Source organism: Pseudoalteromonas sp. SR45-6 (assembly GCF_014163545.1).
Classification (GTDB): Bacteria; Pseudomonadota; Gammaproteobacteria; order Enterobacterales; family Alteromonadaceae; genus Pseudoalteromonas; species Pseudoalteromonas rhizosphaerae.
On record NZ_JACJDM010000083.1, the window covers coordinates 1 to 13,542 of the forward strand.

Annotated in this window: 7 protein-coding genes; 5 read left to right on the plus strand and 2 right to left on the minus strand. The window is 41.4% G+C overall.

Features of this window, described 5'->3' with window-relative positions:
- A partial coding sequence (locus tag H5158_RS21230; RefSeq protein WP_182740842.1) for an Ig-like domain-containing protein occupies window positions 1–4,587 on the plus strand: 4,587 nt, incomplete at its 5' end.
- A 317-nt stretch (window positions 4,588–4,904) separates the two neighbouring features.
- Here H5158_RS21230 and H5158_RS21235 read toward each other — a convergent pair.
- The gene (locus H5158_RS21235; RefSeq protein ID WP_145241510.1) at window positions 4,905–5,234 is read right to left on the minus strand and encodes a hypothetical protein; all 330 of its coding nucleotides are present in this window, start codon (window positions 5,232–5,234) and stop codon (window positions 4,905–4,907) included.
- Window positions 5,235–5,263: 29 nt separating this feature from the next.
- Window positions 5,264–7,288, minus strand: a complete 2,025-nt coding sequence (gene mnmC / locus H5158_RS21240; protein ID WP_182740843.1) for a bifunctional tRNA (5-methylaminomethyl-2-thiouridine)(34)-methyltransferase MnmD/FAD-dependent 5-carboxymethylaminomethyl-2-thiouridine(34) oxidoreductase MnmC — start codon at window positions 7,286–7,288, stop codon at window positions 5,264–5,266.
- Between the two features lie 177 nt (window positions 7,289–7,465).
- On the opposite strand from mnmC, the gene fabB reads away from it, so the two are divergent.
- The 4 genes from fabB to H5158_RS21260 form a co-directional block, all read left to right on the plus strand.
- Entirely contained in the window at window positions 7,466–8,677 is a 1,212-nt protein-coding gene (gene fabB / locus H5158_RS21245; protein ID WP_145241506.1) for a beta-ketoacyl-ACP synthase I, read from the plus strand.
- Window positions 8,678–8,786: 109 nt separating this feature from the next.
- A complete protein-coding gene (locus H5158_RS21250; protein WP_182719578.1) occupies window positions 8,787–9,905 on the plus strand; it encodes a 4-phosphoerythronate dehydrogenase in 1,119 nt (372 codons plus the stop codon).
- Between the two features lie 51 nt (window positions 9,906–9,956).
- A complete protein-coding gene (locus H5158_RS21255; RefSeq protein ID WP_182719579.1) occupies window positions 9,957–10,973 on the plus strand; it encodes an aspartate-semialdehyde dehydrogenase in 1,017 nt (338 codons plus the stop codon).
- 319 nt (window positions 10,974–11,292) lie between these two features.
- Window positions 11,293–13,542 (plus strand): FimV/HubP family polar landmark protein (locus H5158_RS21260; protein ID WP_310736712.1); only part of this gene is annotated, 2,250 nt, incomplete at its 3' end.

The window sequence follows — 13,542 nt, forward strand, 5'->3', positions numbered from 1 at the left end:
GTCAACGTATTGGGTAACGACAGTGATGTTGATATCGGCGACAGCTTAGATGTGAGCAGTGTGACGGTTGTCAGTGCACCAAGCAACGGGCAAACTCAAGTAACCGCAACGGGGGCAATCATTTATACCGCCAATGCAGATTACTTTGGCGATGACAGCTTTACTTACACAGTTAAAGACAGCAATGGCGCGATATCTAACCTTGCTACTGTCACCATGACCGTGAACCCAGTCAATGATGCACCTTTAGGTATTCCGCAAAGTTTAATACTTGCTGAAGATAATAGCGTCTTGATCACCTTAGTTGGCTTAGATATTGAGAACGATGATCTAAGCTATCGTCTTGATGAAGGCGCATTACATGGCTCGCTTGTGCAGCAAAGTAATGATAGTTGGTTATATACGCCAAACGCTAATTATAACGGCAGTGATGGCTTTAGTTTTGTTGTTAATGATGGACAGTTAGATTCAACAACAACCCCGGTATCGTTAGTTATCACCGCAGTTAATGACGCGCCAATTGTGGGTCTACAAACTGGCGTTACTGATGAAGACATGCCAGTCGTTATGAACTTACTCGGTAGTGATGTTGATGGTGATAGATTAACTTATACAATCGTTAGTCAACCAACTAATGGCACTGCGACTATCTCAGGTGAGCAAGTTACTTATCAAGGCAGTGCAAATTACTTTGGTGACGATCAGTTTAGCTATATAGCGAATGATGGATTACTTGATTCAGCACCAAGCACAGTGTCAGTAACGATTAATAGTATTAACGATTTGCCAGTGATTACTGGAGTACCAAGCTTAGCGGTTAATGAAAATGACTTATATAGCTTTGTACCACTAGCGACAGATAATGATGGCGATAACCTCAGCTTCAGTATTGAAAATAAACCAAGTTGGTTGAACTTTGATACCACCACAGGGGAGCTATCAGGCAGACCAAGCAATGCTGATGTAGGAAGTTATGCAGGCATCACGGTGAGTGTAACGGATGGGGTTGCAAGCCAAAGTTTAACCCCATTTACACTGACAGTAGTGAATGTTAACGATGCACCAACAATCAGCGGTTCACCTGCAACATCAATCGCGCAAGATACAGGTTACTCATTTACGCCAATTGTGTCAGATATTGATAATACCAGTTTATCATTGACGATTGCGAACAAGCCGAGTTGGGCAACGTTTGATAGCACAAGTGGTACATTAAGTGGTATACCGACGCGAGATAATGTTGGTCTATATAGCAATATTTTGATCACCGTAAGCGATGGGCAGTTAAGCAGTACGCTTAACCCATTTAGTATTGATGTAACGTATGTAAATGCGCCGCCTGTTGCTAATGATATGGTAATGCGCGTTAAAGAAGATAATAATCTCAGTGTTAGTGCTCAAGTTAGTGACAGTGATAACGACAATTTAGTTATAGAAGTGGTCACTCAGCCACAGTTTGGTAGCTTAACGGTGCAAGGAACGGTATTTAGTTATCAGCCACAGGCTGATTATCATGGTAGCGACACCTTTAGCTATTTAGTGACTGATGGTAAAGCAAGTTCAGCTATAGCTACGGCGTTAATTACTGTTGAGTCAGTAAACGATCAACCGGTCGCTGTGGAAGATACCTTTGACTTAGCGCGAACTGAAAGCGGCCGTTATATACTTGATGTATTGGCGAATGACACTGATGTTGATGGTGATGTAATAACAATTATTGGTGCTAGGGCGTCAGTGGGTACAGTGAGTATTGTTGACCAGCAGCTTGTCTATCAATTTAGCGCAAGTACCCAAGGCACTATTAAAGTTGAGTATATTATTGCCGACCCAGCGCAAGCACAAAGCACAGGGTTTGCTTATATTAACTTTACTGATAGCCAAGCGGATGCACCAACCATTACACCTCCAGCTGCTGTGAATGTTGATGCAACAGGATTGTTTACTCGAGTTAAGTTGGGTACAGCTCTTGCGTTTGATAGCGAGCAAAACCCTCTACCTGTTACTACTATCAATCAAAGTATGTTGTTTACGCCAGGCGTACATCAAGTGTATTGGCAAGCGATAGACAGTAATGGTAAAACCACAACTGCTAGCCAGCAAGTAATGGTTCACCCGCAAATATCACTAGGTAAAAATAAAGTTGTTGCTGAGGATCAAAGTTATACCACTCGGGTTTACTTGAATGGACCAGCGGCAAGTTATCCTGTCACTGTACCTTACAGCGTATCTGGAACCGCAACATCAGATGATCATGATTTAATCAGCGGTGAAGTGGTTATTGAACAAGGCCTCGTTGGTGAGATCAACTTTAGAGTCTTTGCAGATAGTGAGATTGAAGCGGATGAAACAATTGTTATAACGCTTGACGATAGCCTTAATACTGGCGCGCAAGCCTCTAATATTATGACTATTTCAGAGAGTAATATAGCACCAAGCTTAGTTACGATAACGGAGCAAAATAATCAGCCTCGGCCATTTGTTTTAGCCAGTGACGATCTCGTAACAATTACAGCGTTGGCAACAGATAATAACCCTGGAGATAATATTTCATTTAGTTGGCAAGCAGCAGATGAACGGATTGTTGATCTAGGTAATGCGGCTGATACATTTGTGTTCTCTACAGCTGAACTCGATATTGGTATTTATGAAATAGCAGTAACCGCAACAGATGACGCTGTGGATAGCTTATCAACTACAGTGACCAGTTATGTTGAAGTGGTAGCTCAGTTACCTGAGTTAACAACTGCCGATACTGATAATGACTTAATACCAGACAATATCGAAGGTCTACAAGATAATGACCGTGATGGTATTCCTGATTATTTGGATAATATTAATGAATGTAATGTATTACCTGAGCAAGTAAATGAGTCAGCGCAGTTTCTTGTCGAGGGGGATGCGGGAGCATGTTTAAGAAAAGCATTCTCAAGCATACAAAATAGCAGTGGCGCAGCACAATTGTTTGAAAATGAATTGCCTGCAGATGTTGGGATGGATAACTCTGGTGGTTACTTTAGCTTTATAGTAACCGCCATGGAGCAAAAAGGTGAAAACTACCACATAGTGCTTCCGCAAAGAATGCCAATACCAGCGGGGGCGATTTATAGAAAGCTTATCAATAATGAGTGGATTGACTTTAATACCAGCAACGGCGATAAGGTCTATTCTACTCAAGGTGAGCAAGGGTATTGCCCTTCACCAAATAGTCAGCTGTGGCAAGAAGGGCTTAAAGAAGGTGACTGGTGTGTACAATTACGCATAACTGATGGTGGTATCAATGATGCTGATGGCATAGCGAATGGTCAAATTGTTGATCCAGGCGGCGTTAGCGTTATGAGTAGTAATAACAGCGCGCCTGTTACACAATCAGATCAAGTAACTATTGCACTAGGTAATAGTATTGTTATTGATGTGCTTAGTAATGATAGCGATGCAGATAATGATGTACTGACGCTCACCAGTGCAAGTGTTGATTTTGGTGAGGTAGCAATCGTTAATAATCAACTTAGTTATCAACCATTACTTGATTTTATTGGTACTGCAACGATCAACTACAGTGTGTCTGATGGTAAAGGTGGAACAGCCTTTGGTACAGCGACTGTTAGTGTGGTAGTAAACAGTGCCCCAACAACTATTGGTGATACTGCAAGCACCAATGACCGCACGCAAATAGTTATTGATGTGCTCTCCAATGATAGCGATGCGGATGGCGACGCACTTAGTTTAATAAGCGCGCAAGCTACGCAAGGCACAGTCACTATAAATAACGATGGCACATTGAATTACCAGCCCAAAGCAGGTTTTGAAGGTGTTGATTTTATTGAGTATACAGTTTCTGACAGTAAAGGTGCTGAAGCAAAAGGAGAAGTAAAAGTGACCGTAAAAGCTTATACAACCACCACGGTTAAAAATAGCTCATCAGGTAGTTTAGGCAGCACCATGGTGTTGTTAATGATTGGGTTAGTCTTTATACGTCGCCAATCAAAACTGACGCCATGGGCTTTACTCGCTACGGCTGTGGTAGTCAGTCAGCCTGTACTAGCTGGTGAGTGGTCTATGGATGGCACGATTGGTTATGCGGCCGTTGCAGGCTCCACCACAACTGATCAATCAGTCGAATTAGCGAATACTGAATACGATGATACCGATATTAGTTGGTCAATAGGTGGGATTTATTCGTTAGCGACTAATTGGCAATTTGGCGTACGCTATATCAACTTAGGTGAAGGTAGTATGACCTTTGTTGGAGATACGCTTGATCCAAGTAATGCGCAATTGAATGTATCACAAACCGTGCCGGTATTGTCACAAGGACCTGCGATACAAACAGCTTATGTATTCCCGCTGTTGGGCCAAGTTAAGAGTAAGGTTTTTGTAGGGGCTTTCCATTATCATTATTCAATCGATAGCCGCTCATCTACGGGGCAAAAAATTACATATAGTGACACCAATACACGCCCTTATTTGGGCGGGCAATTAGCTTATCCAGTGCTTGAAAATACAGATGTTTCAATTAACTATAGCCATTATAAGCTAAGAGAAAACGATGTGAATGAATGGGCGCTAGGATTCCAATATCAATTTTAGGAGTCATTAAAGCGTAAATAAAAACGGCTAGCTTTCTAGCCGTTTTTGTATTTAATACTTAAACAACCCAAGTTTAGCGACAATGCCTTTTCAAGATCATTGAGCTACTTAACTGTCTTATCAAGATGATCCGCTTGTTGGGCAAGCGATTACCTTCTAACATCGGAAATAAATTAGGGTATTTAAGATAGTGATCACCTTTAAGCCATTAGCTTCGGGTCTCACGGTATCGGGCCTCGTTTTGCTTTGGTGCTTTTGCTATAAGCTTAACAATTTGTTTTATGCATACGTATTCAGATCAGTTCGCCGTCAAGCGATTATGGTTGCGTGATCATAATCGCTATTTCGGTTCGGTAGTCACGAGCATATAAGCTGATCCGCACGGTTTTCTTGTCGATGGTATAAAACAACGTTCGGCGTTTATTATCACCGATAATAAGCTCAGACTTACCTAAAGCTTGTTGATAAAAAGCACTCACTTTTGTAATCGACTGAGCAACATAGCCAGTTTGTATCAGTGGGTAGTCATCGGCAATTTGTAATGAGTACTTAAAATCAGCTGGTAGCGGAACGCTGTCTAAATTTGCAGCGCAAGTCACTGAGGTTAGGCTTATTGCTAACATCAGTGGTGTTATTATTTTTATCACATCGGTTCCTACACGCTATTTTTGCTAAGTTAAATTTTATTTCGAATTAAATCTCTTACAATAAAGCGGGCTGGGTGAATCGCTTGGCTTACTCGTTCACTCAAAGGCTGTGGTTCATTGTTAAGTGCAGCAACTAATTGTTCTGCACACAGGGGCGCACTGCATAAGCCACGAGCCCCAAAGCCTGTGAGTATGTGTAGTCCTTGTTGTGGTTTTTGTAAGGATTGATATTGATAGCGTTTCCCTGCGCGTAAATTAGCAAACGCGTGAATATAATCACTTTGCTGCGGCCATTCTCCGGCCATAGGGAGGTGATCAATAAAACTACAACGTACAGCGGCTTTAGCTGCCGTGATCTCACCTAGACTACTGGCAAAGTCGGTTTGTCCATAAAAGTGAAGCAGTTGCTCGCGATTTGTTTGATTGTCTTGGTCTTTGACTGCGCGGCTTTTTGAGTTTTTCTCGAATGTTGCGCCCATACAGTGATGGTCTAAATAAGCAGGAGTAAAGTAGCCTTTATGACATAGCACGGTTTTTAGTTTACGTGATGCCGGGCTTGCTTGTACATGGGATACTTGACCACGCACGCCAACAATTGGCAGAGCCTGAGTTTGTACAAAACGGTCGCTGTGCTCACCAGCACATACAATAACGTCACTAAATGGGCCAAACTGTTGCCCTTGGCTCAATAGCAGCCAGCCTTGCGGGGTTTTCTCAAGTTGTTCGATATCACAATTAAAATGGCTTTTAATTGGTTTGAGTTTATGGGCTTGTTGGAACAGAGCGCTCACTAATTGTGGTGGGTTAACCCATCCACCTAACGGGAAATATACGCCAGAGTAGCCTGTACTTACACCGGCAATTTCATCACCTTGCTCAGGCGTTACGCCGTGCATGAGTTCATCTGGCCACAGCTGTTTATGTTCAATATTTTGATGGCGCTCAACTAAGGGTTGTTTGATCGCGTGTTGTAATACGCCGCACCATTGATGATCATAGTGAAAGCCATTCTCAGTGAGTTGCTGATAAAGTCGTTTCGCATATAAAAAACTGTGCGCAAAAAGCTCACTGTGCGGGGAGTTTTTTGCTTGTAAGTGCGGATAAATCGCACCTTGCACATTATGAGATGCGCCCATCGCGAGTTGGGGATCTTGGCAAAAAAGTTGGCTGTTAACCCCACGTTTCGCCAAGCTGTATAAAATAGCGCTGCTGGCTATTCCTCCGCCAATGACAGCGACGTTTTTAAGTGAACTTTGCTGATGAGCCAGATAAGGTGGCGCCGATTGTGCTTGGTTAGCATGGGCTAAAGAACCAATCAGCATTTCATTTTTTTTGCCATGACCTTTGATTTTTTGTACCGCAAACCCTGCATCAGCAAGACCTCTACGTACAACACCTGCAACCGTAAAGGTTGCGAACGTGGCATTACTACGAGAAATATCCACCATTGAATTAAATAAGGCTGGCTGCCACATTTCGGGATTTTTACTCGGTGCAAAGCCATCTAGATACCATGCATCGATAATACCTGTTTGCGGGTAGCTTATAGCTGCGAGTGATTCTTGCACATCGCCAAAATATAAATCGAGTATAATTCGACCATTATCAAATTCAAGACGATGGCAACCAGCCAAATTAATCGGGTACTTAGCAAGTAACTGTTTACTCAATGGTGCTAAACTAGGCCATACTTGCAATGCCTTTTGCAGATCGTCTGTTTTAATCGGATACTTTTCAAAAGAAATAAAATGTAAGCGCTGCACATTTTGTTGTGCTGGGTTGTGAACTTCTTGACTATGATGTTGCCTACTGGTTAGATTATTTTTAAATTGTTGCCATGTATTTAAAAAATTAAGACCAGTACCAAAACCAGTTTCAGCGATAACGAAATGTGCACGGTCATGATTTTGTAATCGATGAGGCATATTATTTTGCTGGTAGAACACATAATCAGACTCAGCTTGGCCATCATCGTTCGAAAAGTAGACATCGTTAAAGTTGTCTGCAACGGGTGTACCTAAGTTATTAAAGTGAATTTCAGCGTTTTTAATCATGGCATGCAATTAATGAGTACTTTTTTTCATTATTTTACGTGTTTTCTTTGAAATAGTCTGGCGTTATTTATAAGCTAGAGGTTCAGAGTACAAGTGTACGCTAGAAAGCTGACCACTTCGTTGTAAGTTTCAGCGTAAAATAGAACACAATTTAGTATCAAGCTAAGGTAATTACCCATGAGAAGAGCCGTTATTACGGGCATCGGTGTTGTATCAAGCATCGGTAACAACAAAGAAGAAGTATTAGAATCGTTAAAAACAGGTAAGAGCGGAATCGCTTTTAACCCAGAATTTGCTGAATATAAGTTACGTAGTAATGTATCTGGCAAAATTGATATTGACGTTAAAGAGTTTGTTGATCGTAAAGCAATGCGCTTTATGGGCGATGCCGCTGCGTATTCGTATATCTCAATGGCACAAGCAATTGCAGATTCTGGTTTATCTGATGATCAAGTATCAAATGAGCGCACGGGTATCATTGTGGGTTCCGGTGGTGGTTCATCTAAATGGCAGGTTGAAGCGGCTGACATTTTACGTGAAAAAGGCGTAAAACGTGTAGGTCCTTATATGGTTCCGCGCACCATGGCCAGTACAACATCGGCATGCTTAGCAACACCATTTAAAATTAAAGGTGTTAACTACTCAATCAGTTCAGCATGTGCAACCTCTGCACACTGTATTGGTAACGCAGTTGAGCAAATCCAATTAGGCAAACAAGACGTTGTTTTTGCCGGTGGCGGTGAAGAGCTTCACTGGACATTGGCAATGGAATTTGACGCAATGGGCGCACTTTCTACTAAATATAACGAAACGCCTGAAAAAGCCTCTCGTACTTATGATGCTAACCGCGATGGATTTGTTATCTCTGGTGGTGGCGGTATTGTTGTTGTTGAAGAACTTGAACATGCGCTTGCACGTGGTGCACACATTTATGCTGAAGTTGTTGGCTATGGCGCAACATCTGATGGCTATGACATGGTTGCACCATCAGGTGAAGGTGCTGCACGTTGTATGCGTCAAGCAATGCAAGGCGTTGACAGCATTGATTATCTAAACACTCACGGTACATCTACACCAGTAGGTGATGTAAAAGAGTTAGGAGCAATTCAAGAAGTATTTGGTGGTAATTCACCGATGATCAGCGCGACTAAAGCAATGACAGGCCATGCACTGGGCGCCGCTGGTGTGCATGAAGCTATTTTCTCACTATTGATGTTAGAGCATAGCTTTGTTGCGCCTTCAATCAATATTGATGAGCTAGATGAACAAGCTGCAGGCTTAAACATTATCACTGAGCGTAAAGACGTTGAACTAAATACTGTTATGTCTAACAGTTTTGGTTTTGGTGGTACTAACGCCACGTTAGTGATGAGTAAATATAAAGGCTAATTAAAAAGCCACATTACAATTAAAGCCGAGCAACTTGCTCGGCTTTTTCGTTTTCAAAGTCGGCTATGTTCGTTACAATAGCGGCTCTTAGTGCTTACTGGACTTGTTAATGAAAATTCTTGCAGACCAAAACATGCCACTTGTTGAGCAATATTTTGCTGATTTTGGTGAAGTAACGCGTTTTGATGGTCGTACATTACAAAGCGAACAGCTAATTGATGTTGATGTATTATTAACTCGCTCGGTAACCTCAGTAAATGAAGCACTGTTAATACATGCTAATAAATTACGCTACGTAGGTACGGCGACAATCGGCGTTGATCATATTGATACTGATTTACTCAAACAACGTGATATTGCATTTACGAGCGCACCTGGTTGTAATGCCGTTGCTGTGGCTGAATATGTGATCAGTAGCTTGTTTGCACTGTGCCAAGAAAATGCCTGCACCTTGGAACACAAAACCATTGGGATTGTCGGAGTGGGCAGTATTGGTAGCTGTTTGCGAGATAAATTAGCCGCGCTTAATGTCACTGTATTAGTATGCGATCCACCTAAGCATGAAGCGGGACAATTAGCCGAGCATACAGATATTGATGAGTTGTTGAGTAAAGCGGATATCGTCACTTTCCATGTGCCGTTAGTAACGACCGGTAAACATAGTACCTTGCATTTAATGAACAAAGCGCGTTTAGCAGCGCTTAAACCTGGCACTATTTTGATTAATGCCAGTCGCGGCGATGTGGTCGATAATCATGCTCTACTGGAAATTATGCGCGGTGGTGCCAAGCTCGATGTGGTATTAGATGTATGGGAAAACGAACCTTCTATATTAACTGAATTGCTTGAGTTTGTGCGTTATGCCAGTGTCCATATCGCAGGCCATACCTTAGAGGGTAAAGCACGTGGCACGCAAATGCTCTATGAAAAGTTGTGCGAGCTTAAAGGTTTGCAAACAGGCAAAGCATTAGCTGATTTTTTACCAGTGCCCGCGTTTACCCAAGTTACATTACAAGAAACCTTTAGCGAAGCTGATTTAGGTCAGTTGATCCATCTGGTTTACGATGTGCGTCGTGATGATGGTATTTTGCGATACAACTTAGCAAGTGAAGGGTTTGATAGCTTACGTAAAAACTACCCCATTCGACGTGAATTTAGCACAGTCAAAGTGCTAGGTGCAGGCGCATATTCGCCTTTGCTGCAAGGGCTTGGTTTCGTAGTCGAATAACTTAAAATTTAAACAGCGGCCACAATGGCGGCTGTTAAACGAGGAATACACATGTCACAAAAATATAATGTTGCCGTACTTGGCGCTACAGGTCTTGTTGGTCGCCAAATTATTGAAACGTTAGAAGATCGTAAGTTTCCTGTTGATCAATTATTTTTATTGGCAAGTAGTCGCAGCGCTGGTGAAGATATTAAGTTTCGTGGTGAAACTATTGAAGTGCAGGACGTTGAAGGGTTTGACTTTAGCCAAGCGCATATTGGTTTATTTTCTGCTGGTGGCAGTGTGTCAGAAAAATACGCACCTATTGCCGCTGATGCAGGATGTGTAGTAATTGATAACACTTCGCACTTTAGAAATGATTTTGAAATACCACTGGTTGTGCCAGAAGTAAATGCAGCAAGCCTTGCTGATTTTAGAAATCGCAATATCATTGCTAATCCTAATTGCTCAACTATTCAAATGATGGTGGCATTAAAACCTATTTATGATGCATACGGCATCGATCGTATTAATGTATCTACTTATCAAGCAGTATCGGGTGCAGGCAAAAAAGCGGTTGATGAACTTGCAAAACAAACTGCTAATTTAATGAATGCACGCCCTGTAAATAGCGAAATATTTCCAAAGCAGATGGCGTTTAATGTTATCCCACAAATTGATGTTTTTGAAGATAACGGTTACACCCGTGAAGAAATGAAGATGGTTAACGAAACCCATAAAATTCTAGGTGATACCACAATTGCTGTTAATCCGACGTGTGTACGAGTTCCGGTATTTTTTGGTCACTCAGAAGCGATTAACATTGAAACACGTATGCCGTACGACTTTGAACATGTAAAACAGTTACTTAATGACGCGCCAGGGCTTGAACTTATAGAAGACGAAGGGGATTACCCAACCCCGGTTACGGATGCAAGTGGTAATGACATTGTGTATGTAGGGCGCTTACGTCAAGATATCTCACATCCGCATGGTTTAAATATGTGGGTTGTAAGTGATAATACCCGTAAAGGGGCCGCAACGAACAGCGTGCAAATAGCTGAAGAGTTGATAGCGAACTATCTTTAATTAAAAGCAAGAAAAGCGGCAGTTTGTCGCTTTTTTATTTTTTAACTGCCAAATAATTGCCGCATAGCTGCTAAAAGCGTATAAACTTAATCTTAACGATAAAAAACTCTTCCGGCTAATAAAGTTTAAGCTATTACGTATCAAAGTGTTGCGATGGATATTAAGCCGCAACTGGTTTATAGTTTGCAACTGGAATAGAGCTTGCAGGAAAGACTTAATTAACTATTTATTTATGTACGTTATTTCTGCAAGAAATAATCAATGTTTAAGCGTCTAATTTAATGGCGCTGCGTTAACATTTAAACATTAAAGGATCAGCATGCGCGGTTTAGCTACACTCCTCTTATTAGCGTCTGCATTGGTGGTAACACCGATATACTCCCAAGACGGTGGCCAACTTAAAGGCCCTAAAGGCGTTGATTATGGCGTTCAAGGGCGTTCTATTGGGCCAATAAAGCCAACCGATACGCTATGGCGAATTGCTGCAAAAGTGCGACCAGATAACTCCGTCAGTATTTATCAGGTTATGCAGGCTTTATATGAAAAAAATCCGCAATCATTTTTAGATCAAAATCTCAATCATATGCGCGATGGTGCGTATTTAAAAATTCCTACCTTAGCCGATATCCGCGCAGTAAGCCCGGAGCTTGCCAAACAGCGCTCAGAGCAAGATGATGAGCTATGGGAAAAAAAGAAAAATGGCACGCTTACGAACAGCGAAATTACTGCTTCACAAACCAAAGTAACTCAAGCACGCAAAGTGGATGTTGATGAAGCTAAGCAAGAATTAAAACAAGAAATCAACAGCATTAAAACCCAACAGGGCAGTCAGCTTGTTGAATTACAAAAGCAGTTCAAGTCGTCAGTTGATAATGTCGAAGAAATTTTAGTTGAAAACAATAAATTAAAGCAACAGTTAACTGGTGTGTCTAAAGAGCTTGAAAATATTCGTGAGCAACTTGGTAAAGACAGTGAAATTCAACGCCAACTTTCTGAATTGATTGCAAAACAGAACGAAATTATAGAGCAACAACAAGCAAAAAAGCTCGAAGAGACTAGTGAGTTTGACTTTGCTGGGCTGTTAGCCAATCCGCTAGTTCTTATTTTATTAATGACAATTCCAGCGTTATTGATCATCTTTGCAATCGTGATGTTTTTACGTAAACGTAATAAAGAAGATGAAAGCACAGATGATGACGAATTTTTACCACAAAGCCCTAGTTATACAACAGAGGATGATGTTGACTTAGGACCATCACTTGATCCAATTATTCCAGATCCAGTTCAAGAAGACGATGATGTAAGTATTCAGCTTGATGATCTTGAGAACGATATTTTACCAGATGACGACGATATTATTTTTGATGACAATATTGATGATGCGTTTGAGGATGGTGACAGTTTATTAAATCAAGACGAATTAGATGGCTTACTGAGCGACGACATTGTATTTTCTGATGAAAGTGACGAAGCTAAAGAAGATGATGAACTTGATATCTTCATGCAGCAAGATTTTGATCAAGCAGATGATGATAGCTTAGGTGACGACATTGATTTAGATATTAAAGCTGACAACAATGATGGCGATATTTTAAGTGCAGCAGATCTAGATGATTTATTTGCTAATGACAGCGATGAACCGACTGCTGAATTAGATGACTCGCTTGATTCAGATGATGACTTAGCAGCACTCAGTGAAGAGTTAGCAGATGAAGGTGATGATTTTGACATTGATGCATTGATTGATGAACAAAGTAGTAATCAACCGACAGATAAGAATGACGGCGATAATGACGAATTTGATTTAGACGATATTGACAGTTTAATTGATGAAGCTGGTGATAAAGCAACAGCAGAGCCAGAGCTGGCAGAAGAAGATGAATTTGATTTAGACGATATTGATAGTTTAATTGATGAAGCTGGCGATAAAGCAACTGCAGAGCCAGAGCTTGCTGAAGAAGATGAATTTGATTTAGACGATATTGATAGTTTAATTGATGAAGCTGGCGATAAAGCAACTGCAGAGCCTGAGCTGGCAGAAGAAGACGAATTTGATTTAGACGATATTGATAGTTTAATTGATGAAGCTGGCGATAAAGCGACTGTAGAGCCTGAGCTGGCAGAAGAAGACGAATTTGATTTAGACGATATTGATAGTTTAATTGATGAAGCTGGCGATAAAGCAACAGCAGAGCCGGAGCTGGCTGAAGAAGACGAATTTGATTTAGACGATATTGACAGTCTGCTTGATGAAGCTGGCGATAAAGCAACAGCAAAGCCGGAGCTGGCTGAAGAAGATGAATTTGATTTAGACGACATCGATAGTTTAATTGATGAGACTGGCGATAAAGCAATAGCAGAGCCAGAGCTGGCTGAAGAAGACGAATTTGATTTAGACGATATTGACAGTCTGCTTGATGAAGCTGGCGATAAAGCAACAGCAGAGCCGGAGCTGGCTGAAGAAGATGAATTTGATTTAGACGACATCGATAGTTTAATTGATGAGACTGGCGATAAAGCAATAGCAGAGCCAGAGCTGGCTGAAGAAGACGAATTTGATTTAGACGAT

Excerpts from the sequence above, each read along its gene's own strand:
- mnmC (WP_182740843.1), bottom strand. The coding sequence starts at position 7,288 with ATGATTAAAAACGCTGAAATTCACTTTAATAACTTAGGTACACCCGTT.
- fabB (WP_145241506.1), top strand. The coding sequence starts at position 7,466 with ATGAGAAGAGCCGTTATTACGGGCATCGGTGTTGTATCAAGCATCGGT.
- H5158_RS21250 (WP_182719578.1), top strand. The coding sequence starts at position 8,787 with ATGAAAATTCTTGCAGACCAAAACATGCCACTTGTTGAGCAATATTTT.
- H5158_RS21255 (WP_182719579.1), top strand. The coding sequence starts at position 9,957 with ATGTCACAAAAATATAATGTTGCCGTACTTGGCGCTACAGGTCTTGTT.